We start from the raw sequence: 24,487 nt of genomic DNA on the forward strand, positions 1-24,487 counted from the left end.
TGGTATTTTCTTGCAGGGAAATATACAATCGGTTGCATTTTTAAAAATTCACTTATATTCATATCAAAATACAGGGAATTAATGATGCACTATATAATGGAGAAAACCATGAGATGGTTTGGCCCGAATGATCCAGTCAGCTTATCAGATATCAGGCAATCAGGATGTACGGGGGTAGTCACGGCATTACATCATATACCCGTTGGTGAAATATGGACGATTACAGAGATCAATAAAAGAAAGGATTTGGTCATGGCAGCAGGCATGAGCTGGACAGTCATCGAAAGCCTGCCTGTAAGTGAAGATATTAAAAAGCATTCCGGCGATTATCTGAGGCATATAGAGAATTATAAACAAAGCCTGTGTAACGTAGCGTTATGCGGACTGAAAGTAGTTACTTATAACTTCATGCCGGTACTTGACTGGGTGCGCACGGATATCGCTTATACCTTGCCGGATGGTTCCAGGGCGCTGCGTTTTGAACGGGCCGCCTTTATAGCCTTCGACCTCTTTTTATTAAGAAGACCAGGTGCTGAAAGTGATTATACAACAGAGGAAATCAATAACGCATCCCGTTTATTGCAATCAATGAGTAAAGAGGCCCAGGGCACGTTGTATAAAAATGTATTATTAGGACTACCGGGAAGTGATGTGCCATTCACCGCCGAACAGGTACTACAGGCGCTGGATACTTATAACGGAATAGATGCAGATCAGCTACGGCAGCACTTATATTATTTCCTGCGGGAGATACTACCTGTTGCAGAAGAAACAGGATTAAAACTGGCGATCCATCCGGATGATCCACCTTTCCCTGTATTGGGGCTTCCCCGCATTTTAAGCACTGAAGAAGACGTTAATAAGCTATTGCAGGAAGTACCTTCAGCCGCTAACGGATTATGCTTCTGTACAGGCTCATTTGGCGTGAGAGCGGACAATGATCTGCCGGGTATGGTGCAACGTTTGGGAGATCATATCCATTTTATTCATTTACGCAATACCCAAAAGGATAAAGACAATAACTTCTTTGAATCAAATCATCTGGAAGGGAGCGTAAACATGTTTGCCGTGGTAAAAGAACTGGTATTGTTGATGCAAAGAAAAAACATTTCTATTCCTATGAGGCCGGACCATGGGCATCAGATGCTGGATGATCTGAAGAAAACCACTTATCCGGGTTATTCAGGTATCGGCAGATTAAAAGGACTGGCGGCATTAACAGGACTGGAAATGGGCATTGTCCTCAGCGCAAAAACGAACTAGATATATTATTGCAGCTCCAGTTCCAGCTTTTCTTCTGTAGCGATGGACATTTCCTCCACAGGTACGGATTTCATACTGATGCTGATAATCATAAAATAAGCCAGGCTGACAACGACTGATAATACCACACTGCTTAAGATCGCAACTTTGGAAATATCCTGAAAAGCTGCTGATTTAAAAGCCAGCATGGTAGTGAATATAGACATGGTAAAACCAATCCCTGCCAGTGTTCCCATTCCTAAAAACTGTTTCCATTCCACATGCTGGGGTAAACTGGCCAGCTTGCATGCTACCAGTATACGGCTGAAAAGGAAGATACCAACGGGTTTACCTATCACTAATCCGAATATGATCCCTAACCCGATAGTCGTACCCAATGAACTGATGATATTATCAGGCAGCAGGATGGCTGTATTCGCCAGGGCAAATAATGGGATGATCAGAAAGTTGACATATCCGTGAATAGCTTTTTCTATTTTAGGGAGCATGTCAACAGGCGTGGCAAATGCTACCAATACACCGGTAATACTGGCCTCGACCCCGGAGTTAAAGATGGCATACCACAGACTTAATGAGAGTAGTATCTGTAAAGGCCCTGATTTTACTTTAAAATAATTACAGGCAAATAAGGAAATATATAAGAGCGCAGCAATACCCAGAAATATAAAATTGATATGCCCTCCATAAAATAGTGCGATCACAATAATGGCTCCCAGATCATCAATAATAGCCAATGCCATCAATAAGATCTTCAACCCTACAGGGATACGTTTGCCTAAGAGGGACGCAATACCAATAGAAAATGCGATGTCCGTAGCTGTTGGGATACCCCACCCATGAAGATGACCGGTATTCAGGTTAAAAGCAATAAATATCAGAGCGGGAACCGTCATGCCACCCAATGCAGCGCCAAAAGGTAAAACCGCTTTTTTGAATGAAGAGAGTTCCCCATTCACCAATTCACGTTTGATCTCCATACCGGCTACGAGGAAAAAGAAAGCCATCAGGAAATTATTGATCCAGCTTAGAAAACTGGAAGGCAGGGGGAATGATGAGGCGTGTAAAAAGTTATAATTCCAGAGCTGTTTATAAGGATGCGCCAATGAATCTGAATTCGCCAGACTCATTGAAATGACTGTACAGGCAATCAGCATCATACCGGTAAAACGGCTGTCATTAATTAAAATCCTTAAAGGATTAATCACTTTTGTCAGTACCTTTTTCATTTCACTTACCTTTTTCAGTTTGTAAATAAGAATTTACCTGCTGCCCCTTCAGCAGGTAAATTCAGTAATACAGTTAATCAACATAGCCATGAACACCCATTTCAGGGATATCAAGACCTGCAATTTCATCTGCTTCTTTTACTCTTATCGGGGTTATCTTATTTGATATCTTAAAGAAAATATACATTATGGTAAATACGAAGACTGCGCAGGTAAGCGTGCCTATGCATTGCGCACCGAACTGACTGGCATCACCATAAAACAAACCTTTTACAGTACCAGGAACACCATTCCAGCCATCACCATAGGAGCCATCTGCAAATAGTCCCAGCGATAGTACTCCCCATGCACCATTTGCCCCATGTACCGCAAAAGCTCCAACAGGATCGTCTATTTTTAATTTTACATCTAACAGGTAGATAACAAAAACGACTATCGCTCCGGCAATAGCACCAATAATCACGGATGAAAGAGAGTTTACAAAGGCACAAGGCGCAGTAATAGCAACTAATCCTGCCAGCAGCCCATTGGCCAGCATGCCGGGATCAGGTTTTTTACCCTGTATGTATAAAATGGCAAGTACTGCTAAAGTGCCTGCAGTTCCAGCCATCATAGTATTAACAGCCACAATGCTTATCCGGTAATCGCCGCCTGCTAAAGTTGAACCTGGGTTAAAACCGAACCAGCCGAAAGCTAAAATGAATGTTCCCAGTAAGGCCATAGGGATATTGTGTCCTGGTATGGTATTAACGCTGCCATCCTTACCATATTTCCCGATACGTGGCCCGATAACGATGGCACCTGCTAATGCAGCCATACCACCCACCATATGTACAACTGAAGAACCGGCAAAATCTACATGACCATGCCCTAAACCAAAATTAACACCCAGTTGAGACAGCCATCCGCCGCCCCAAACCCAGTTACCGAATAAGGGATAAACAAACATTGAAATGAACAGACCGAAAATCAGGAATGATTTGAATGACCACCTTTCCGCCATTGAACCTGTGGGAATAGTAGCAGTGGTATCCATAAAGACCATCTGGAATAGAAACAACGCAAATACACCGACATCATACACCTTACTATTCAGGAAAAAACCAACATTGCCGGCAATGCCAAAATCATGGCCGAACAAATGCACGATAACCTCATGGCTGACTACCCCGGGAGCCCCGCCCAATGTAGCTGCATTTAAAGCACCACCAAACATAAAGGCAAATCCGCAAATCCAGAAACCGAACATACCCAGTGCATATACCAGGAAATTCATCCCCATTGTATGTGCTACATTCTTCTTTTGGGTAAAACCCGTTTCTACCAAGGCAAATCCTGCCTGCATAAACATTACGAGGAAACCTGCTATCAGCGTCCACATAATGTTGATGGCAATTTTGTTATGCCCTACGGCATCTGCTAATTCAGCGGCTGTAGGTGAGCCTGCCTTAGCGGCAGTTACGTCGGTAACAGTTCCTGTTTTAGAACCAGTGGGATCCTGTGCAAAAGAGCGGGCCGGTTCAAAAAAACAACAAAACATCAAAAAACAGATACCTAACAGTAAGCTTAAAGAAATCCTTCGGGGAATTTGGTTGACTGTCATAATTTGTAATTGGTTAACGCTGTGAAAAATATAGGGGAGTAAATAATGCTCAGGCTAACATATTATAATATCGGAAATACTGCGGAATCCATCCTTGTATCAGTAAATTAAGTCTTATTTTCTGTTTTTTATAGCAATTTCAATTTAATTTTATAATAATCTGGTTTTCTGAATCTATACATAGGGTAAAAAGCATTATAGATTCCTTAATTTATTAAATGATTTATTTATCTATATGATAATAAAGGTTGCAACATCTATTACTATATGTTGCAACCTTTATTGTGATGGTCTTTTATTAGAAAAGATGCTCAAAGCTTCCTGTCGTGACGATCTCTCCTGCCAGATCGTTCATTTTCTGATAAATGTTTTTATGTAAGAATGGTCCCATGCTTATTCTTTTAACACCTGCTTTTTGTAAATGCTTAAAATCAGGTAGACCGGGAATACACATAACATTAACAGGGAGGAGTGAATGGGCGGTCACTTTTTCTATATCTGCCACCTTTGCAATGCAGGGTAAAAATAGTCCATGTACTCCTGTATGCTGATATAGATCGATCCTCGAAATGGCATCATCCAGTGCATTGGGTATACCCAGCAGAAAACTGTCTGTACGTACATTAATAAACAGCTCAACATCCAGCAAACTGGTAATACGTTCCAGCTTTTCCGCAAAAACTTTCGCGTCCAGGATACTTCTATTTCCATTGACTACAATTGAATCTTCTATATTAATACCGGCAACACCTGTTTCGTGTAATCGTCTTATAACACTAACAATCTCTTCCGGAGTATCACCATAGCCAAATTCTATATCTACAGAAAAAGGAATAGAAACAGCGGCTGCAATATTTTTAATGATAAATAAGTACTCTTCTATACTCATTTCCTCTCCATCCGCATATCCCAATGTCTCTGCTACAGCAGCACTGGATGTAGCTATCGCTTTAAAGTTTTGTTGTTCAAATATTTTAGCGCTCTGTGCATTCCATACATTACCGATGAGTAATGGTGCTGGTTGATGATGTAATGCTAAAAATTCTTCAAATCTGTTTTTCATGTCTGCTATTATTTAAGGCACGAGATCAGCTTCTGCGCCGAATGCATGATCAATAATAATTTTCCAGCTGCCATCAGCCTGTTGTTTCATTACCTCTATGCCTTTAGCGCTGATTTTAACCTCGCCATTATCGGTAATGTTCCATTCAGATCTTCCTACAGCAATATTCTCTGTCTGAAGGCAGTAAACAGTTTTAATATCCATTTTACCTTTGATAGATAATATACTCTTTACTGCTTCCTCAAATTTTTCTTTCCCGGAAACGGATGTACCTGGTTCAGGTACGATAATACCGGTAACATCATACATACTCATTACAATATCAACATTACCTGTGTTGAATGCATTTGCCAGGGATGCATGAACGTCTTGTGCTTTTGTTGGTAGATTCATTTTTTTAGTTTTTAGTTATACAAAACTAAACCTCATGGACCTACTGAAATTGTACAAATCGGAAGTATTAGTTAGTCGCTAATATTTGATTGATGGGTAATGTTTGTGTAGCGAATGAAGTGGGGGTAATGCCTGTAAACAGCTTAAATTCTCTGATGAAATGCGACTGATCAAAATAACCGGCATCATAGGCTACGCCTGTTAATTTCTGGGTATTGGCATTCAGCAGATTCAGACTGTACTGAAAACGGTTGATCTTACAAAACAGTTTGGGGGCCAGTCCTGTATATTGAGAAAAGAGTTGATTGAGATAACGGGTAGAAATATTATTCCGGAGAGATATAGAGACTATTTTTTCATTGGTACAATCATTTTTCAAACTATCTGCGATCTCCCCTATAAGTTTAATCTTATTATGTTTCTTATCGGTAATACTGAGTCTGTTTAACAGGTATTCTTCAACTAATATAATCCTGTTATGCAGGTCTGTAGTTTCTAATAACCTGATATGCAGGGTTTGAATGGATGGACCAAATAAATCAGCGGCATCACTGATATCATTATTAAATTCGGCTACATTTTCTTTGAAGAAATAAGCTGCAGAATAAGGATAAAACCGGATCCCAAGCATAATATTCTTACCATTAGATTTTATAGCTAACGGCTTTGTGATCTGTCCCCAGAGTTCTATAGCTGGTGTAGTATGGAATACCCCATCTTTTTTGGTTAGCCAGCTACCTTCTCCCAGGTTAAAAATCACTTCCATATTCCCGCTGGGGAATACAATATCATCAAAACTCAGGGCTGAGTCGGATTCATAGAAATAGAACCCCTTGATGTAAGGTCTTAATTGCAGACAGGGAAGAATTTCTTTAAATGTCACAATCGTCTTTTTTACACGAAGTTATAATGAATAAGGTACTAAAAATTGTACAAATCGGAACACTTTTGAACTGATAAAATTATGATTTGAGATAAGTTTGATTAAATTAGATAGACCATTTTTGATTTGTACCCTATGCTTCGTCCACGTGGCATATAAAAGATAGTATTTGAAAACCCGCTCCCATAACCACTCAATTCAATGTTATCATGAAAAAGACCATGTACACAGTTTTACTGGTATGTATGTCCGCACTGTTGGCACAGGCGCAACGGATACCAGGAAGTCCCTTCCCATTTTCAGCAGTACCCACCACGCTGTTTTTAACGTCGGAGAATTATGCGCCTTCTGAACGCATTGCTCTGCAAACCCTGATGGGGGTAATTGCACAGGTAAAACCGGAAATCCTAAGAGATACTTATGGGCACCGTGCCCTGGTAGAAAAAGCCGGGATAGCGATCGATCAGACGTATTACAACGATTTTCCCGGGCTACTGGCCCATTTCTCAGGCAGATTAGCAGGGTACATTCTTTGTAATCAAAAGGATAAGTCAACCAATGTAGCCATTTCGCTGGCCGGCGTAATGAATGCAGTGGCTATTCCTGCTGATATCGAACAGACTGCTATCAATGCTGGTTTAACGCGTCTTTTAGATGTACGTACCCGCGATGGTGCCTGGGCATTGGCTAATTATGGTAGCCTGTTCAGCCGTAACATCGCTTCTTATCAGCAATGTGCGGACGACCGCATATTCTTTCTTGGCGATTTTAGTTCCTATGCCAAAGCCTTCCAGTTCTGGGATGATTCCAGCAATGGTACACTGGCTACCAGTGTCTACAACCGTATGAACAAAGGGGCTAACTTTTTCGGCTGGGGGCCGCAGGAGTATTCCACGGTAGAGCAATACTCATTAAAGTCAATGCTGGCCATTCCTTCCGACTGGGGGCCAAACATCTCTGCGCTTACGAACATCCCGGCGAAGAAAGACAGCTTCCGTCAGAAAGATCCGGTAAAGCCTTTTGAAGTAGTACCCAATGTGCATACCGTATGTTTTGTGATCAGCGACGGGGATAATGTACAATGGCTGTTGGGCACTCATGATAATACGAACAACTGGAACAACCCTAACCGTGCCCATGTAAATCTGGGCTGGACGATCTCGCCTTCGCTCACAGAATTAGCTCCGGTAGTATATGATAAATACGTAGATAACTGCCTAACTACCCCCGAAGGTAGAAATGTGCTGGTCGCGGGTCCTTCCGGAAGAGGATATTTCTTTCCCGGCCGCTATCCGGATGCAGACCTTGAAACAGAAAGCAGTCTGCTGAATAAATACATGAAAAAAGCAGACCTGCGTATTGTAAATATTATCGATGCAGATGACAGCGATAATGATCCCTCTTCTTACCTGAAACAGGATAATATCGATGCCCTGTTTTATTATAGCTATGGGGCCAATTATACCGGTCGTCACGGGCAAATCGACTGGTACAAGGACAAGCCTTCCATTGGCGGCAGGTATACCCTGTGGGGAACATTATCATCTCCTCAGTCATTGGCCGCACAACTGAACCAGGCGTCTACAAATATCAGCTCGCAGGATGGATATAGCCTGGTATCTGTACATGTATGGGATAGAAGCGTTAATGATGTATTGGATTGTATCAACCGCTTAGGCCCGAATGTAAGGGTAGTAGCGCCGGATGAATTTGTATGGCTGATCCGTAAGAATCTGAAAGGCATACCGGTTGGCACGGGTAACGGATTAAAAGCAGAATATTATCACGGTTATCATCTGGATGAATTAAAATATCAGCAGACAGATCGTACCGTAGACTTCGACTGGGGAACAGGTTCTCCTAATCAGGCCCTGTTAGGTGTAAACCAGTTCTCTGTGAAATGGTCGGGGCAGATACAACCGCTTTATTCTGAACAATACACCTTCTATGTTTATTCAGATGATGGCGCTGTATTAACGGTTAATGGTCAACCCATTATTAATGATTTTGAAACCCAGGGTGCTTATACCCGCAGCGGGACGATCTCCCTCATAGCCGGACAAAAATATAACATCGAACTAAAGTTCGCGGAAGGAGGGGGAGATGCATTTTGCCACCTGGAATGGTCCAGTACTTCGCAAATGCGGCAGATCGTTCCCCGGGCACAACTATATAGCAGACCTGCATCTACTGATGGCCCCTTAACTGTCTACGAAAACAGCAATTACGGAGGCTTCCACGCAGGTTTACCTATCGGTGCATATAAACTGGCAGGACTGGAACTCAAAGGCGTCCTTAACGACGAGATTTCATCTTTCAAAGTGAAGCCCGGTTACAAAGCTATCTTATATGAACACGAGAACTTCCTGGGAGATTCTGTGATCGTTACAGCGGATAATCCACTCTTAGGCTCCTGGGATGAAAAGATAAGCTCTATTAAGGTACTGGCTAACGGCGTTACAAATCTGGCTGGAAGTTATACCGTCAGAAACCCCAACAGCAACCTGTATATGGATGTACGTGGTGGCACTGGTGGTACAGGAGATGGCGTTAGCATGCAACTATGGCATCCAACAGGGGCCGCTAACCAGACCTTCACCCTCAAACACCTGGGTGATGGACGTTATACTATCACAGCATACCATAGCGCAAAATGCCTGGACATTTCCCAATCCGATACTTCCGAAAATGCCTTTATCTGGCAATGGACAAACCTGGAAGCATCTAATCAACAGTTCATCGCTGTTGCAGCGGATAGTGGCTACTATAAATTCATCTCTGTACTGAGTGGAAAAGTGATCGCTATTGATGGTGAAAGCACAGCTCCTGAAGCCCGTTTGGTACAACATACGGATAACAGCCTTGCCTCTGCGCGCTGGCAGTTATTACCCGTACCTACAGTGGGTGCCGGTACTGGTTTAAGTGGCAACTACTACAATGGCAAGAACTTTGAAACATTTGTATTCTCCCGTATAGATCCTCAGATCAATTTTGATTGGGGAGAAGGATCTCCAGGCACCGGCATTAACAATGACGCCAACTCGATCCGCTGGACAGGCAAAATAGAACCCCGTTATTCCGGTGAGTACACCTTCTATATTACCAGCGACAATGGCAGACGTTTATGGATCAACAATCAGCTTGTCATCGACAAATGGCTGGACGACTGGGATATTGAATATACCGGTACGATTACCTTAACTGCCGGTCAGCAGTACGACTTCAAAATGGAATATTTTGAGAACTACGGTGGAGCGAATGCGAAATTGCAATGGTCCAGTGCTTTACAGGGTAAAGAGATCATTCCTAAGAACCAGTTATATCCGGTGGCTTCATCAGCACGTGTAGCAAATAGGGATAAAACAGGTACATCTTCAAGCATCATCCTTTATCCTAATCCATCATCCGGTACCATCAGCCTGAAGTTTAAAGCTAAACAGGCAAAGGTTATTATCTATGATGTATCAGGTCATGAAGTAATGCCTGCAAAGATGATTCAATCAGGAGAATCATTTAATATTTCTAAGTTGAAAGAAGGGTATTATCTTATTCAGATCAATGTTAACGGAGTAAATACAACAAAGCAATTAATAAAAGTAGCGGGCTAACATAGATAAGGCTCCGGAATTCCGGAGCCTTATACTTTTACGAAATCTTCTCTTAAACTTAACAGCGATTTAATATAAAGTTCATACGGTAAAACTACTTTCGCATCCAAAATCACTTCCCGGGGACTGCGATGGCATACAACCTACATAATGAATTACATTTCGACAGGTTATTCAAAGAAACCTATCCCAATACCGTTATGTACCTGGAGAAAATCAGCAACAATAAAGAACTGGCCAGAGACCTTGCCCAGGAAGCCTACCTGAAAGTCTGGCAAAAGCTGGAGCTGCTGCCGGAGAGCAGGGAGGAAAAATTGCGCTATATATTAATAATAGCCAGAAACTGTTTTTTAGACCACCTTAAACTGGTCTTAAAAGAAAAGAAACAACAGGATGCCTACTCTATTATTCAGATGGAAACAACGACTCCCAACCACCTGGAAGTAAAAGAACAGCAACAGATTATCGACTATACCATTAATACTCACGAAGAACCCGCCCGCCGCTTTTACCTGTTAAACCGGGAAGAGGGATTGACCTACAAAGAAATAGCCCTGCAGGAAGGCGTCTCCGAAAAAACAGTAGAACGTTATATCGGTCGCGTACTCCGTTCCCTGCGTGCCTTAATGGCCACCATCTGGTAACAATTCCTTAACGTAGATTCCTGACGGTAACCCATACGTTTCACTGTTCTTATAGTATGGATATCAGGAAACAACTGGACGATTTCGCAGCAGGTAAACTGACCGACGCTGAAAAAACAGCCTTACAACAGGCATTAGCCGCCCTCACAGAGCAGGAACGTATGGAGTTGTTTCCTATAGATAATTATATACATGAAACATTCCAGTTTCCGGAAGAAGAAATAGCCTCCGCATTAGCGAAAATAAAAAACAACACACCTAAAAGGAGAATCCTTTTCACGGTCTGGAAATATGCCGCCATATTCGTATTAATCCTCGGCAGTGCCTTTTTATTAAGGAAAAACACAACCTATAAAAAACGCAGTCTCCATGTACCGGACGGTAACCATGCATCCCTGGTATTATCAGATGGTACCCGTATTACCATAAACGGTGGTAGTGAATTGGAATTCCCGGAGAAGTTCGCAGGAGCAGAACGTGTTGTATACCTGAAAGAAGGAGAGGCTTATTTCGAAATAGCTAAGAATCCCCGTCAGCCTTTCATCGTAAAAACTTCGCAATTAAATATAAAAGTACTGGGTACATCTTTCTCTGTCAGGGATTATAATAATGAGAATCATGCATCTGTATCCGTTAACAGCGGGAAGATCGAACTAGAGGGACGGCAGTTGACAGCAGGTTCCGGATCTATACTGGATAAGCATACGCGAACATTTACCAGACAGGATATCGACACTACTGCTACAACAGCCTGGATAAGAGGAGAGTTCATCTTCCAGGATGCCACTTTACAACAGGTATTACAGGTACTGCAACACAGGTATCCCGCGCATATTGTGGTGAAAGACCCGCAATTATTGCAACACAGGTTTACCGCCACCTTCAGGAATAATAATATTCAAAGCATTATAGAGCAGTTGAATCTGATGAGCAACAAGGACAACCAGATAATTATACAATAAAAAACACCCTGCTGTAACAGGGTGCCGAAATTCAGTACAAGCTAAATTTTAAAATGAATGAACAAAAGTACAAAAAAGCGGGGAGGCCCGTTCGGAATTTTTTGCCCATACCCGAACGGTATTATGTTCGTACTATTCTTATTTTGGGCATTATCTGTTAAAGCACAAACTGCTGAGCCAAAACTGGACATCACGATGGAGGGCCAGCCGCTGAAAAGCGTGTTCCAGTTTATCCAGAAGAACAGTCCATACCTGGTTAATTATAGCGGCAATGAAGTAAATGGTAACACACTCATTACCATCAATATGCAGCATGCTACCGTACCGGAAATACTACGCACCGCATTAAGGGGGACCGATTATGAATATACCCGCAACAGTAATGCGTTTGTTATCATGCGAAAAGTGGAAGACGTAGTTGTCCGTGGCCGAGTAACAGACGAAACAGGGGAAGCGCTGATCGGTGTAAATATCCGGCCTAAGAATGGCGGCAGGGGAACTGTCAGCAATAAAGATGGTAGTTATTTCATCACCCTCAATCCCGGTACCGTTCTTTTATTTTCTTTCCTGGGATATGCTCCCCGTGAATTTATCATCACAGAAACTAAAAAACTGGATGTACAACTGGCTCCGGACCGTAAAGCATTAAATGAAGTGGTGATCACTACCGCTTTAGGGATAAAAAGAGAAGAGAAATCACTTGGTTATTCCACTACAGTAGTAAAAGGAGAGGACCTCACAGAAGCTTTATCCGGTAACTGGACAGATGCCCTCTCCGGAAAAGTAGCTGGCCTTAACCTGGTTAGGTCAAATGCGGGACCTACCGGCTCGAATAAAATCATTCTCCGTGGAGAAAATAACCTCAATGGAGATAACGAAGCGCTCATCGTAGTTGATGGTGTGGTGATCAACCAGAGTAGCGGCCGCCGTAACGGTATCACCGGAGAATCCTCTTATGGTACCAGTAGTGATAACATGCCAGCCGACTATGGAAGCGGACTTAATGATATCAATCCGGAAGACATAGAATCTGTTACAGTGCTGAAAGGTCCCGGTGCTGCTGCCTTATATGGCCAGCGTGGTGCAAACGGTGCATTGATCATTACTACTAAATCCGGTAGCCCTAAAAGGAAGGGCCTGGGCGTTACATTCAACTCCAACGCTTCATGGGAAAACGTGAACCGCTGGCCCGATCTGCAATATGAATACGGTCAGGGCCTGGACGGTGCTAACTACTATTCCTATGGAGCTTCGGCGGATGGTGCCAGTACCAGTGGTACCAGCTCTGCGTATGGCCCACGTTTCAACGGACAGAAATTCTATCAGTACGATCCCGTAACACAGGCACAGGGGAAAGAAAAAACACCCTGGGTAGCTTACCCCAATCAGATGCAGAAATTCTTCAATACCGGAGAAACCTACACGAATTCTATTAGTGTAGATGGAGGATCTGATAAAACAACCGCCCGTTTTTCATTCACCAATGTGTCTAATAAATGGATCATACCTAATACCGGCTACAAACGTAATACGGTATCTATGTCTGTTAATTCAAAAGTGAACGATAAATTACAGATCTCATCTAAAGTAAACTATACGAATAAGTGGAGTGATAACCTGCCAGGCTCCGGTTATGGTAACCAATCCCTCATGTACTGGTATATATTCTGGCAGCCAAATGCTAACCTCGACTGGCTGAAGAACTATTGGGCAAAAGGACAGGAAGACCGTGTTATCAAATATCCGTTCAGTTCCTTCCCGGAGAACCCTTATGCCGTAGCGAACGAGTTTATCAATAAAACTAACCGTCACGGTATCACCGGAAACATCCAGGCTACTTATAGTTTCACCAGGGAATTAAGCCTGACAGTAAGGACCTCGGTAGACTTCGCCTATGAACAACGCGCCCAGGAACGTCCTTATGACGCAGGAGCGAAATTGCCTAAAGGAAGTTACCGTACACAGAATCTCTTTTCTATGGAAGCCAGCAGTGACTTCCTGTTAAAATATGCCAAAAGGATCAATTCTGATTTCGAATTCTCAGTAACAGCCGGTGGTAGCTCATTAAGGAATACTTATAACAAAGATGAGACCCGTGCGGATTCACTGACATTCCCCGGTATCTTTACAATGGCCAATGCTGCCGGTCCGCTGGTAACAATGCCATTAAGAAGCCGTTATGCTATCAACAGTTTTTACGGCCTGGTGGCAGCCAGTTATAAAGACTTCCTCTTTGCCGATTTCACCGCCCGTAAGGACTGGGCCAGCACACTGGCAACACCCAGCCGTACCACAAACGCAGGGTTCTTTTACCCATCTGCGAACGTGAGTTTCATTGCATCTGAAGTATTCAAATTACCCAGGGTTATCAACTTTGCAAAACTGAGATTCTCCGCATCCGGTGTAGGTAGCGGTGGTACTACTTCTTACCTCACGGCCTACAGTTATATCTCTTCGGGTAGCTTATACAACGGCGGGCTGGAAAACCCTTCTTTGTTGGCTAATCCTGATCTCAGACCATTAAGGACCATCACTTATGAAGCAGGGACCAATATTCAGCTGTTTCAGAACCGCCTGGGTATGGACCTCGCAGTATACAGAGGAAACACCAAAGACCAGCATTTAAGGCGTGTAGTTGACCGTGCTTCCGGTTTTACATGGGTACTCATCAATGCCGGAGAAGTGAGTAATAAAGGGCTGGAACTGGCCTTAAATGGCACGCCTGTTAAAGTCAAAGGTGGACTTACCTGGAATACCAACATCATATTCTCTGCTAATAGAAACAAAATTGAAAAGCTGGCGGATAGTTCGTTAGTACTACGGACTGGTCCTGTAGGTGGTGGTCAGATTGTGGCACAGGTAGGAGGAAGTATGGGAGATCTCTACGGAAGAGGATATCAGCGTGCTCCGGACGGCCAGGTTATTTATGATGGGACCACCGGTGTGGCTTTGATTACAGAAGGTGTGAAATACCTGGGTAATATCATTCCTAAATGGAAGCTGGGTTTCAGGAACGACTTTCAATACAAACAATTCAGCTTACACCTCCTGTTCGATGCCCAGTACGGTGGGGTAGCCCATTCTCTCACGCATTATAAAATGGCGGAACAAGGGAAAACAAAGAATACATTACCAGGAAGATACAATGGTATCATTGGTAACGGTGTGGTACAGGACGCAGACGGAAAATTCAGGAAGAATGATGTGATCGCTACCGATATCGATGAATATTACCGCTCTCACTTTGGGGTGGATAATGCGGAAGGCAGTGTGTTCAGGACAGACTTTATCAAATTCAGGGAAGCAAGCCTGGATTATACCTTCAGTCCAAAATATCTCAAAAAGGTAGGATTACAGCGTGCAACCGTAGGGGTGTATGGACGTAACCTGCATATCTGGTCTAAGTGGCCCATGTTTGACCCTGAATTCGGTACACTTAACGGAGATGATATCACACAGGGTTTCGAGATCGGTCAGTTCCCGTCTACCCGCACTTTTGGATTTAATTTATTACTTGGATTCTAATTTTTGTAAGATGAAGAAAATAATATTGATGTTAAGCATCCTGCTGGCATCATGCACAAAAGATTTCCAGGAGATCAATACAGATCCTAATGGCACACCTGTGGCATTACCGCAACAGCTTTTAGCACCGGCATTAGTAAGCACTTTAACATACAATATGTTGCGTAACCGCAACTTTAATAATGAGCTGATGCAGGTAACGGTAGATCCGAGTGATGCGGAAGGAAAAGTATTCAGATATGATTACCGTGCTACCTGGGCAGATTATCTCTACAATGGATGGTACTCCGAACTCACCAATTTTAAAGACATCTATAAGATTGCCAGTCAGGATTTAAACTACAATAAATCCTATATGGGTATCTCTTTAATCTGCCAGTCATGGATTTACTCCATGCTCACGGATACCTATGGTGATGTTCCTTATTTTCAATCCAACCTGGCCAAAGACAGCAGCATTTACGAACCCCGTTTCGATAAACAAAAGGATATCTACCTGGATATTTTCAAGAAACTGGAGGAGGCCAACACCCTTTTGAGTGTGGGTACTGTTATCAGCGGTAGTGATCCTGTTTATGGTGGTAATGTGCAGAAGTGGCGTAAGTTCGGCAATTCATTATATTTAAGATTATTGCTCAGGTTATCCGGCAAAGCAGAAGTGTCCGATAGCTGCATCGCAAAAATCAAGGAAATCGCAGAGACAAATGCAGCCAACTATCCGATAATAGCAAGCAATGATGAATCAGCTATTTTAAGATGGACAGGAGTAGGGCCTTATTCGTCCCCTTACCTGAGTGTAAGAGAGCAGGACTTCAGAGCTCCCGGATTGGGCAGTTTCTTTATTGATCATTTAGCCGCCTGGAATGATCCCCGTATTGATATCCCCACATATGGTACCAACAATATTAACAGGTGGGGGATAGCCCCTTATTCAGGCACTTTCCAGGGTATCCCCAGTGGTTATGCTCCCGGAGAAAATCCTGTTAAAAAATCTTACTTCTATTCCAATACATCTGCATCTTCTTTAATGACAGAACCATTAACCGGTATGATGATGAACTATGCAGAACTGAAGTTTATTCTGGCAGAAGCAGCTGTAAAAGGATGGGTAAGTGGTTCCGCCGAAACCTATTATAATGATGGTGCTTTAAACAGCATTACGCAATGGATCCCAACATGGCCCGTAAATATAAAAACGTTCCTGTCAGCAGCAGATATTGAATGGATAGAAAGCGAAACGCCGGATCAGAAGATGGAGAAAATCCACTTACAGAAATATTATGCTCTTTTCCTTACCGATATGGAACAATGGTTCGAATACCGTCGTACAGGACACCCTGTATTACCCCAGGGATCAGGTTTAAAAAACAATGGTGTAATGCCGGCCAGGATGACTTATCCCGTGTATGTGCAATCCACCAATCCTACAAATTATAAAATTGCTGTTGCTGCCCAGGGGCCTGACGAGATCTCTACACAGGTATGGTGGCAAAAACCTTAATTATGAAAAATATGAGAGTAATATTTATATACGCTGCATTGCTCATTGTATGGGGATGTAAGAAGGATACTTATCCGGGTGGAACCATCAGTCCCTATATAGCGCTCTATGATATCAGGGGCCTGTATAAAGGGAACGATGTTGTACTCACAACAGATAACATGGATGGTTCAAACAGTATCGCTGTAATGGTGGTATCAGACCATTCCGGCAATAACTTGCCGCCTAGTTTGCTGGTAGTACAGGATAGCCGCCGTTTATCATTGCTAAGGGGTATTTCAATCCCTTTAGGAGCAGAAGCGGCTGATTATGTACCGGGCGATTCCCTGATCATCCATGTAGAAGGGAAAGTATTGAAAAAAGTAGATGGTATTCTTGAACTCACCGGCATTAAAAAAGAAGATATAACAAAAGTATCTTCCGGAAATACGATTCCCATTAAACAGGTATCTACGAACCTCTTCCTTGCTAACCCCGATGCCTATGAAAGTACACTGGCTATTATAGTAAAGGGGACCTTTGATCCGCTGCCTGCCGCCAAAGATGTATTGTCTGGTGATAAGGTCCTGAACGATGGATTTGGTGATATTACTTTGCATACAGAAGCCACTGCATTGTTCGCTGAGGACCTGATGCCGGTAAATGCTAATTTCTATGGAATATTCTTTAATATAAATGAATCGCCACAATTCCGGGTCCGTAAGGCCGCTGATGTGGAGGTACTTAGCACTACCATAGAAATTGCGCCTGTCCTGATTACAGGATTCATAAGTGATGTAAAAGGAGGTGATGGTAATTATGAATACATACAATTGATGGCTACAAAGGATATTGATTTTGCAGCTACTCCTTATGCCGTTGTCGTAACCAATAACGCGAATGCTTCTACGCCCACCGGCTATCCCGCTAAGGGATGGGCAACAGGAGGCATGCGTACATTTAAATTTAACCTCTTCTCCGGTAACGCGGCTAAAGGGACTTTCTTTTATGTAGGTGGGGATGGTAAGATGATCAATGGTGCTGCTTCTACCAGTATGAATACTTCCAACTGGATAAGAGCTTTTAATTATGTAACGAATGATGGAGATGGCTTCGGTACTAAAACCAGTGGACTGCTGGCCAACAGTGGAAATGCTTTTGGGATGGCAGTGTTTAAGGATACCGTTGTGACTGTAAACTCCCGTCCGGTGGATGTTATGTTTATATCTGCAGGTGGCAGTCTGTACACAGAAGGACCGCCGGCGAAAGGTTACCGTATTGCCAATACAGACTTCTACGATGTCATAAATCCTATCACCAAGAAGGAACAACCATTCTATAGAGCCGGTTCCAATACACTTAATCTTACTTATAATACTGCCGACCTGGGATATTTTATTATGCTGGGTGGCACTTATAATGCCACTTTGGGAAAATGGACAAGAGTCAGGACCCAAACGAACGTATTATTAAGTAAAACATCCGCTATTACTGAGATTGAAGGCTCCGGATCTACCACACTCAAATAAAACATCTATGATCAACAGAAGGAATTTTTTAAAGAACGTAGGACTGACAGGATCTTTATTAACGATGCCGGCAGCGTTGCTGAATGCAAAATCATTAACAGCAGCAAAAACAAACATCGATCTTTCGGCGATAACTTTAAGAGGAAAAGTACAGTGTGAAGGAAAAGGAGTTGCAGGAGTACCCGTAACAGATGGCATCAATATCACGTTAACAGATAAGAACGGATTATACGAATTGGTAAGTAATGCTACCGCAGAATTTGTGTATATCAGTGTGCCTGCAGGATATGCTTTTCCTGAACATAAAAGCATTGCTGCATTCTATAAACCTATCTCTAAGAATAATTACAAAAATGATTTTAATCTGGAGAAATTAAAGGTAGATGATCGTAAACATACCTTTGTTGTCTGGGCGGATCCTCAGATGAAATCTAAAAAAGATGTAGAGCTTTTAATCAGTCAGTCTGTTCCTGATTTGCAGGCTGTTATCAAATCTTATCCTGCTGATACATTGATTCATGGTATCGGATGTGGTGACCTGGTATGGGATGAGTTCGAATTGTTCGAAGACTACAAACATGCTGTTGAGATGTGTGGCATCCCTTTCTTCAATGTGATCGGTAACCATGATATGGATAATGAAGCACGTACGGATGATAAGTCTGCCAATACCTTCAAACAGCAGTTTGGCCCTACTTATTACTCTTATAACAGGGGGGAGCTGCACTATATCGTACTGGATGATGTGTTCTTCCTGGGAGTCGCTAAAAAGTATATTGGCTACATTACTGAAAACCAGTTGCAATGGCTTGAACAGGACCTGGCGCTTGTAAAACCAGGCACTACTATTATATTAAGTCTGCACATTCCTACTTTCACGGGAGCAGGGCGCAGATCCGGGAAAAATGAAGACGAGCTGGGTGGTACTGTAGCCAACAGGCAACAGCTGTATAAAATGCTGGCTCCTTTCAAGGTACATATCATGAGCGGTCATACGCATTTTAATGATAACTGGGAACAGGACGATATCATGGAACACAACCACGGTACTGTTTGTGGAGCCTGGTGGACTGGCCCCATCTGCGGTGATGGTACTCCCAGTGGTTACGGTGTATACGAGGTAAATGGCTCTGATATTAAATGGCATTACAAATCCACCGGCCAGGCAAAGGACAGGCAACTCAGGATTTATCCTAAAGGCAGGATCAAGGACGCTCCGGATGAACTGGCAGTGAACGTATGGAACTGGGATAAAAAATGGAAGGTAGAATGGTTTGAGGATGGTGTATCCAAAGGCCCAATGGAGCAACGGGTTGCTTATGATCCCTGGGCATTTGAATTATATGCCGGCCCATTGCTTCCTAAGGTCCGCAAATTTGTAGAGCCTGTATTGACTGATCATATGTTTTTTGCAAAACCTTCTCCCGATGCTAAAAAGATCACGGTGAAGGTAACTGACAGATTTGGAAATGTATATGAAGAAACGGTTTAATAGCAGAAGGCGTCCTGGGTAACCGGGGCGCCTTTTTTTGTCGTGCTTATCGTAATTCAAAAATAGATTTGTAAATTGGATGATTATTTAAGGGACTGTACTGCAACTGTTTATTAATCATCACCATTCAATACCTATATTTCTATGCGATTTCACGATGCGAAACGAACCAGTATTTTTATCTTCCTTTTCTTTGTTGTACTCCAGACTCATGCCCAGATAGAAGCCGGTGTGATGGTTGGTTCAAAACTGCTGAACGGCGCAAGGGAAAAATCAACCCTCAGGAAAGTTTACCAGTCGCAGCAACCAAAAAAAGTAGCTATTTTAGATGATACGCTTATATATGTACGTAGCTCTCAGGACGCATTATCCAGTCTGAGTTCGTACAATTCCAAATATGCCTCCTTCATTCAACGGACCACTATTGTGGAATCCGGACTGGAAAAATTAAGACAGACCGCTTTAAAAGGCCAACCCGTAAAAACCGATGACGACTGGGTACTGGCCAACCTGAATGATCTTGAACGCGACTGGCCGGATGCGCCTTCCTCTTTATACAGAAACGAACTAAACTTCTACGATCATTACGAAAAGAAACGGGAAAGTTATATTGCAAAGGAAAGGGACCAGAAGGCGGAGATGATGTCACAGGCGCAGAAGAAGGAAGAGGATAACCTTGCGTTGGAAAAACAGCAGGAGTTACTCAAAGAGATAGAGGCCGGTCGTGAGGCGCTGATTCATCCAACCACAAAAGGCAAAATAAGTGTAATCGGTCCTGCGGAAAAAATCTCTGAAGAAGAGTATGATATGCAGGCAGCAAACATGGAGAGCAGTACACATGGCCATCTTGTACAGCTTATAGGCACCAAACAACCCTGGATCAATGAACTGGCTGGTTATATCATTGGCTGTAAATTTGATCCCTCAAATGCAAAAACCGAAGGTAATATAACCACCTTCACGTTTTCTAAAAACTGTATAGGTTGTACTGCTCCTCAGAAAATAATCCTCAAACAAACAATTGATCCTGTCACAGGTGTTACTACCGGCGTACAATGGTCTGGTCCCTCTGATCTTACAGCAGGGCTTTACATCGCTTATTATGGGCAGGAAGATCATACAGAAGCGGAAATAAAAGGGAAGCCCATTTCAAGTAACTTCAAAGGTGATCGTGTAAATCTCACCTGGCAAAGTACACAGGCTACTGTGAAAATAACACGTAACCCGGATTATGAATAATAAGAAGTTGTATCGGGAATTATTTTTTCGGAATTAAAAGAGGCTGACTCGATTGCGATCAAATCAGCCTCCTGGTACGTTCTTTTAGAAGAACCTGTAACTGCTAAGGGTTTTCATAGGATAGGGACTGAGACAAGAACTACATAGGAATTGGAATAGTAATAAGGTTCATAGGATAGTAACAAGGTTCCATAGGATATGTGTTTATATAAGATGAGTGTTTATTTAAGTTCGGAACCTGGTTTTTTATAAAGCATATGGTTAAAATTGTAAAACGGTTTTCAATAAATGGTTATTATGGTTATATAAGTTTGAATAAGTTTGTTCGTTTTTGTTAATGCAAAGTTGGGCAATATATTAGAACTATTAATAACGGTTTTCAGGTATTTATTTCAGGGAGTAGCACTTTTTTCGATCTTGATAAGATGTATTGAAGCAAAAGCGATCAATAACATGAAAGTAGCTGTTATAACAAATAACCCCGAACCTACTATATGGTAGAGGAACGCACCCGATATCAGTCCCATAATACTGGCAAGGCTTCCCGCACTTCCTGCAAACCCCTGAATCATACCTTGCACGTGTTCATCTCCCGTATTGGACAGTAAGGCCACAAAAGATGGCCACATAATACCATTTCCAATGGCAAAAAGCAAGGCGCCTGTATAAATTAACACGATGTTATTGAACTTGAGTAAGATGAAACAGGTACAGAGGATAAGGCTGCCTGTAATGATCAGGGAGGCACCTGAGAATTTCTTAGCAAGGAAAGTTAAGACGGGGCCTTCTACCAATACCATCATCCCGCTTAAAAAAGCAAAGAAGATACCTAGTTGTAATACGTTCCAGTGTAATTCACCGGCAGCATATACAGGGAACCCTACATAAAAGAAATTGAACCCTAAAAATATCAGGAAGTATAAAGTAAGGAAATAAGGGACGTTGGGTAATTTAAGTACAGTAGAAAGACGATTTAATTCCATTGTTGGAATCACTTTTTTATCAGTCTGCTTAAGTACAGCGGAAAAACGGTTCAATTCCACGGTTGGAATTACTTTTTTGTCTGTTTGTATGCTGAAGTAAATTACAAAAACAGCCACAAGAGAAGTAAGCGCAGTGGCAATAACAGGCAGCGTATTCCCCATGGCAGTAGCGCCTAGTATACCAGCCAGCAACGGACCGAAGATTACACCCAGGTTAGAAGCTGCCGCCATTTTCCCGAAGTTCTGCTTACGGTCTTCATGAGAAGAAATATCCGCTACATAGGCATTGGCTACAGAAACATTACCACCGGTCAGTCCATCTATGGCCCTGCCTAAAAATATAAAGAACAGGGGGATACTGAAGAGAGATGTTTGCTGATTGGGCAATAGCAGGCCGATGAGAAATATGACCCAGGCAACGAATGTACCGCTTTCACTTATCAGCAGGATCTTTTTACGACCGAACTTATCAGACCATGCACCCAGGATAGGAGAGCCGATCAGTTGGAAGAAGGAGTAGGTAGCACTTAATAAACCATACACAACTTCATGTCCGCCCAGTTTTAACACGATCACCACCATAAAGGGAATCACGATGCTGAATCCAAGTGCATCAATGAAAGTGACCAGTAAGATGGGGAAGAGGGGAGTTTTCTGCATGACTTCAATTTAACGAATGTTAAGTAAAGTCGTCATGCAACCGATGATTTATACATGAAAAAGCCGTCTTGGCAGAGACGGCTTTTCCTGGTTTCTTTTATTACTGTCCCAGCAATTCTGCCAGTTTCGCATTCAGTTTTTCGCCTCTTAAATCATTCCCTATGATCTTACCTTCTTTATCGATCAGGAAGCCGGCAGGTACCGCTGTGATACCATAGAGCGCACCTGCTTCATTCCCCCATCCTTTTAAATCAGATACGTGCAACCATGGCAGCCCGTCCTGAGCAATAGCTTCCTTCCATTTAGCTTTGTCTTTATCCAGGGATACCGCCAGAATTTCGAATCCTTTACTTTTGTAAAGTTCGTACTGCTTTTTCAGGTTAGGGTTTTCTGCACGGCAGGGAGAGCACCAGCTTGCCCAGAACTCCAGTAATACCAGTTTGCCTTTTAAGCTCGCCAGTGAAACAGGATTACCATCCACATCATTCATCTTAAAAACGGGTGCTTTGGCTCCTTTGGTAGTGAGCGTGATGGACTTGATGCGCATATCCACATCCTTACCTTTTTTAGAATTGCGCAGACTTTCACTTAGTCCGGCAAAGATAGGCTGTAATTCTTCCGGGCGTTTTTCGAAAGTAAGTCCTTCAGATAATCCTACTAATGCAAAATCGGAAGCAGGATGTTTCCTTGCAAATAATAACTGGTTTTTCGCTCTTTCAGCAACTTTGTCATGGAACTGTTTATTCAGGCCAGCCATGAACAGGGAATCTTTCTGTTGCTCAGGTGTTGCTGCGTTATAAGCCAGGTTAGCGTTTTTAGTCAGTTCCATAATGGTACCACCAATTTCCCTGTTATAAGCTACAAATTCATTGTAGACTTTAGAACCGGTAAATACTGCATTACTCAAAGAGTCTTTGGAGCTGATCACTACTTTTTCTTTACCAAAGTAGAAGTAAATCACGTCACCTACATATACTGCATATTGTTTGCCTTCACCATTATGCGACAGGGCCATGCGGGCAGTGCCAACGCCGTTGATATTGCCGCTGAAAGTAAAAGTACCGTTTACAACAGTAGCAGAATCTTCATGATTCCCACCGTTGTCTTTAAAATCCATGTAATCGATGTATACTTTCGCTGGCGCATTCAAATGGCCTATTTTACCTGTCAGGGTAAAATTAGAGGATTGTCCTTTTGCCAGGAAAGGAAGTAAAACTGCAAGAATCAGTGCTTGTTTTTTCATTATATAGGTAACAAGGTTGGTTTATTGCAATCTAATGAATGAAAACACAGGAACCTGTTAACAGATCTTAAAGCGGGATTGTTACGCCTTTTTAATTAGGGATCCTGGATCTTTTGTACAATGAATGACGGGTAGTGGCTCAGTTTGATTACTTAATCTTCGCGCCAGGTGTAGTTGCTCAATAAATACACCTTATGCAGGATGTGGTGGTGGTTGGGTATGGTGTGCAGCGAAAATCCGACCTGACCGGCGCTGTTTCCAGCATTAAAGCTGCCGATATTACTAAAATAGGTGGTAGTAATGCTGCGGAAGCCCTACAGGGAAAAGCTCCCGGCGTACTGGTATTAAATGTGGGGGCTCCGGGAAATGCTCCAATTATCCGCGTTCAGTACCTGAACAGCCATGATATTGCCTCTATGGAAATATTGAAGGATGCTTCTGCCACTGCTATTTATGGATCGCGGGGCGCTAATGGTGTTATACTGGTAACCACTAAAAAGGGGAAACCAGGTAAAGCAGTGGTGAATACAATATCACTGAAATTGCCAGTATGGTAGGATTCAATGATACTAAATATTTTCGTGAATATTTTTATGCTCTTTTTGGTATGAACCCCTCTGAGTATATTCGGAAGTTCAGGAAATCTTTCCATAACAACCTCCAATTAAATAAGAAGATTATAAAGGAATAA

General features: G+C 42.6%; 18 protein-coding genes. 11 read left to right on the top strand and 7 right to left on the bottom strand.

Annotated features, from left to right (window positions below):
• The first annotated feature begins 81 nt into the window (after window positions 1-81).
• The gene (gene uxuA / locus GO495_RS30140; protein WP_240915379.1) at window positions 82-1,263 is read left to right on the top strand and encodes a mannonate dehydratase; all 1,182 of its coding nucleotides are present in this window, start codon (window positions 82-84) and stop codon (window positions 1,261-1,263) included.
• Window positions 1,264-1,268: 5 nt separating this feature from the next.
• On the opposite strand, the gene nhaA is transcribed toward uxuA, so the two are convergent.
• The 5 genes from nhaA to GO495_RS30165 all read right to left on the bottom strand — a co-directional run bounded on the left by nhaA (window position 1,269) and on the right by GO495_RS30165 (window position 6,431).
• The gene (gene nhaA, locus GO495_RS30145; protein ID WP_157303673.1) at window positions 1,269-2,489 is read right to left on the bottom strand and encodes a Na+/H+ antiporter NhaA; all 1,221 of its coding nucleotides are present in this window, start codon (window positions 2,487-2,489) and stop codon (window positions 1,269-1,271) included.
• A 73-nt stretch (window positions 2,490-2,562) separates the two neighbouring features.
• The gene (locus tag GO495_RS30150; RefSeq protein ID WP_205691360.1) at window positions 2,563-4,092 is read right to left on the bottom strand and encodes an ammonium transporter; all 1,530 of its coding nucleotides are present in this window, start codon (window positions 4,090-4,092) and stop codon (window positions 2,563-2,565) included.
• Between the two features lie 298 nt (window positions 4,093-4,390).
• Window positions 4,391-5,155 (bottom strand): isocitrate lyase/PEP mutase family protein, encoded by a 765-nt coding sequence (locus GO495_RS30155; RefSeq protein ID WP_157303675.1) that lies wholly within the window; start codon window positions 5,153-5,155, stop codon window positions 4,391-4,393.
• Window positions 5,156-5,167: 12 nt separating this feature from the next.
• Entirely contained in the window at window positions 5,168-5,548 is a 381-nt protein-coding gene (locus GO495_RS30160; protein ID WP_157303676.1) for a YybH family protein, read from the bottom strand.
• 67 nt (window positions 5,549-5,615) lie between these two features.
• Window positions 5,616-6,431 (bottom strand): DUF6597 domain-containing transcriptional factor, encoded by an 816-nt coding sequence (locus GO495_RS30165; protein WP_157303677.1) that lies wholly within the window; start codon window positions 6,429-6,431, stop codon window positions 5,616-5,618.
• 209 nt (window positions 6,432-6,640) lie between these two features.
• Between GO495_RS30165 and GO495_RS30170 the strand changes: the two genes are divergently transcribed.
• The 8 genes from GO495_RS30170 to GO495_RS30205 all read left to right on the top strand — a co-directional run bounded on the left by GO495_RS30170 (window position 6,641) and on the right by GO495_RS30205 (window position 20,910).
• Window positions 6,641-10,039, top strand: a complete 3,399-nt coding sequence (locus tag GO495_RS30170) for a PA14 domain-containing protein (protein ID WP_157303678.1) — start codon at window positions 6,641-6,643, stop codon at window positions 10,037-10,039.
• A 131-nt stretch (window positions 10,040-10,170) separates the two neighbouring features.
• Window positions 10,171-10,683 carry a sigma-70 family RNA polymerase sigma factor gene (locus tag GO495_RS30175; RefSeq protein ID WP_157303679.1) on the top strand — a complete coding sequence of 171 codons (513 nt, stop codon included), beginning with the start codon at window positions 10,171-10,173 and terminating at the stop codon, window positions 10,681-10,683.
• Between the two features lie 56 nt (window positions 10,684-10,739).
• Window positions 10,740-11,645: a FecR family protein gene (locus GO495_RS30180; protein ID WP_157303680.1), complete on the top strand. Its 906-nt coding sequence runs from the start codon at window positions 10,740-10,742 to the stop codon at window positions 11,643-11,645.
• A 123-nt stretch (window positions 11,646-11,768) separates the two neighbouring features.
• Window positions 11,769-15,170 carry a SusC/RagA family TonB-linked outer membrane protein gene (locus tag GO495_RS30185; RefSeq protein WP_240915380.1) on the top strand — a complete coding sequence of 1,134 codons (3,402 nt, stop codon included), beginning with the start codon at window positions 11,769-11,771 and terminating at the stop codon, window positions 15,168-15,170.
• A 10-nt stretch (window positions 15,171-15,180) separates the two neighbouring features.
• Window positions 15,181-16,671, top strand: a complete 1,491-nt coding sequence (locus GO495_RS30190; protein ID WP_157303682.1) for a SusD/RagB family nutrient-binding outer membrane lipoprotein — start codon at window positions 15,181-15,183, stop codon at window positions 16,669-16,671.
• Between the two features lie 2 nt (window positions 16,672-16,673).
• Entirely contained in the window at window positions 16,674-18,179 is a 1,506-nt protein-coding gene (locus GO495_RS30195) for a DUF5689 domain-containing protein (protein ID WP_240915381.1), read from the top strand.
• Window positions 18,180-18,186: 7 nt separating this feature from the next.
• Window positions 18,187-19,671, top strand: coding sequence for a calcineurin-like phosphoesterase C-terminal domain-containing protein (locus GO495_RS30200; RefSeq protein WP_157303684.1), 1,485 nt, complete (start codon window positions 18,187-18,189; stop codon window positions 19,669-19,671).
• A 144-nt stretch (window positions 19,672-19,815) separates the two neighbouring features.
• The gene (locus tag GO495_RS30205; RefSeq protein WP_157303685.1) at window positions 19,816-20,910 is read left to right on the top strand and encodes a hypothetical protein; all 1,095 of its coding nucleotides are present in this window, start codon (window positions 19,816-19,818) and stop codon (window positions 20,908-20,910) included.
• Between the two features lie 392 nt (window positions 20,911-21,302).
• On the opposite strand, the gene GO495_RS30210 is transcribed toward GO495_RS30205, so the two are convergent.
• Window positions 21,303-22,553: an MFS transporter gene (locus GO495_RS30210; protein WP_157303686.1), complete on the bottom strand. Its 1,251-nt coding sequence runs from the start codon at window positions 22,551-22,553 to the stop codon at window positions 21,303-21,305.
• Window positions 22,554-22,653: 100 nt separating this feature from the next.
• A complete protein-coding gene (locus tag GO495_RS30215) occupies window positions 22,654-23,796 on the bottom strand; it encodes a TlpA disulfide reductase family protein (protein ID WP_157303687.1) in 1,143 nt (380 codons plus the stop codon).
• A 194-nt stretch (window positions 23,797-23,990) separates the two neighbouring features.
• Here GO495_RS30215 and GO495_RS30220 point away from each other — a divergent pair, with 194 nt between their 5' ends.
• Complete coding sequence (locus GO495_RS30220; protein ID WP_157303688.1) at window positions 23,991-24,353, top strand: TonB-dependent receptor plug domain-containing protein; 363 nt, start codon at window positions 23,991-23,993, stop codon at window positions 24,351-24,353.
• On the top strand, window positions 24,347-24,487 hold the full coding sequence (locus GO495_RS32785; RefSeq protein WP_157303689.1) for a hypothetical protein: 141 nt from the start codon (window positions 24,347-24,349) through the stop codon (window positions 24,485-24,487). The genes GO495_RS30220 and GO495_RS32785 overlap by 7 nt, the downstream gene beginning before the upstream one ends.

Source organism: Chitinophaga oryziterrae (genome assembly GCF_009758125.1).
In the GTDB taxonomy this organism is placed as follows: domain Bacteria; phylum Bacteroidota; class Bacteroidia; order Chitinophagales; family Chitinophagaceae; genus Chitinophaga; species Chitinophaga oryziterrae.

Coding starts and splice junctions, on each gene's coding strand:
- GO495_RS30190 (WP_157303682.1), top strand. CDS start 15,181: ATGAAGAAAATAATATTGATGTTAAGCATCCTGCTGGCATCATGCACA.
- uxuA (WP_240915379.1), top strand. CDS start 82: ATGATGCACTATATAATGGAGAAAACCATGAGATGGTTTGGCCCGAAT.
- GO495_RS30205 (WP_157303685.1), top strand. CDS start 19,816: ATGCGATTTCACGATGCGAAACGAACCAGTATTTTTATCTTCCTTTTC.
- GO495_RS30150 (WP_205691360.1), bottom strand. CDS start 4,092: ATGACAGTCAACCAAATTCCCCGAAGGATTTCTTTAAGCTTACTGTTA.
- GO495_RS30175 (WP_157303679.1), top strand. CDS start 10,171: ATGGCATACAACCTACATAATGAATTACATTTCGACAGGTTATTCAAA.
- GO495_RS30220 (WP_157303688.1), top strand. CDS start 23,991: ATGCAGGATGTGGTGGTGGTTGGGTATGGTGTGCAGCGAAAATCCGAC.
- GO495_RS30185 (WP_240915380.1), top strand. CDS start 11,769: ATGTTCGTACTATTCTTATTTTGGGCATTATCTGTTAAAGCACAAACT.
- GO495_RS30215 (WP_157303687.1), bottom strand. CDS start 23,796: ATGAAAAAACAAGCACTGATTCTTGCAGTTTTACTTCCTTTCCTGGCA.
- GO495_RS30160 (WP_157303676.1), bottom strand. CDS start 5,548: ATGAATCTACCAACAAAAGCACAAGACGTTCATGCATCCCTGGCAAAT.
- GO495_RS30155 (WP_157303675.1), bottom strand. CDS start 5,155: ATGAAAAACAGATTTGAAGAATTTTTAGCATTACATCATCAACCAGCA.
- GO495_RS30210 (WP_157303686.1), bottom strand. CDS start 22,553: ATGCAGAAAACTCCCCTCTTCCCCATCTTACTGGTCACTTTCATTGAT.
- GO495_RS30180 (WP_157303680.1), top strand. CDS start 10,740: ATGGATATCAGGAAACAACTGGACGATTTCGCAGCAGGTAAACTGACC.
- GO495_RS30195 (WP_240915381.1), top strand. CDS start 16,674: ATGAAAAATATGAGAGTAATATTTATATACGCTGCATTGCTCATTGTA.
- GO495_RS30200 (WP_157303684.1), top strand. CDS start 18,187: ATGATCAACAGAAGGAATTTTTTAAAGAACGTAGGACTGACAGGATCT.
- GO495_RS30170 (WP_157303678.1), top strand. CDS start 6,641: ATGAAAAAGACCATGTACACAGTTTTACTGGTATGTATGTCCGCACTG.
- GO495_RS32785 (WP_157303689.1), top strand. CDS start 24,347: ATGGTAGGATTCAATGATACTAAATATTTTCGTGAATATTTTTATGCT.
- nhaA (WP_157303673.1), bottom strand. CDS start 2,489: ATGAAAAAGGTACTGACAAAAGTGATTAATCCTTTAAGGATTTTAATT.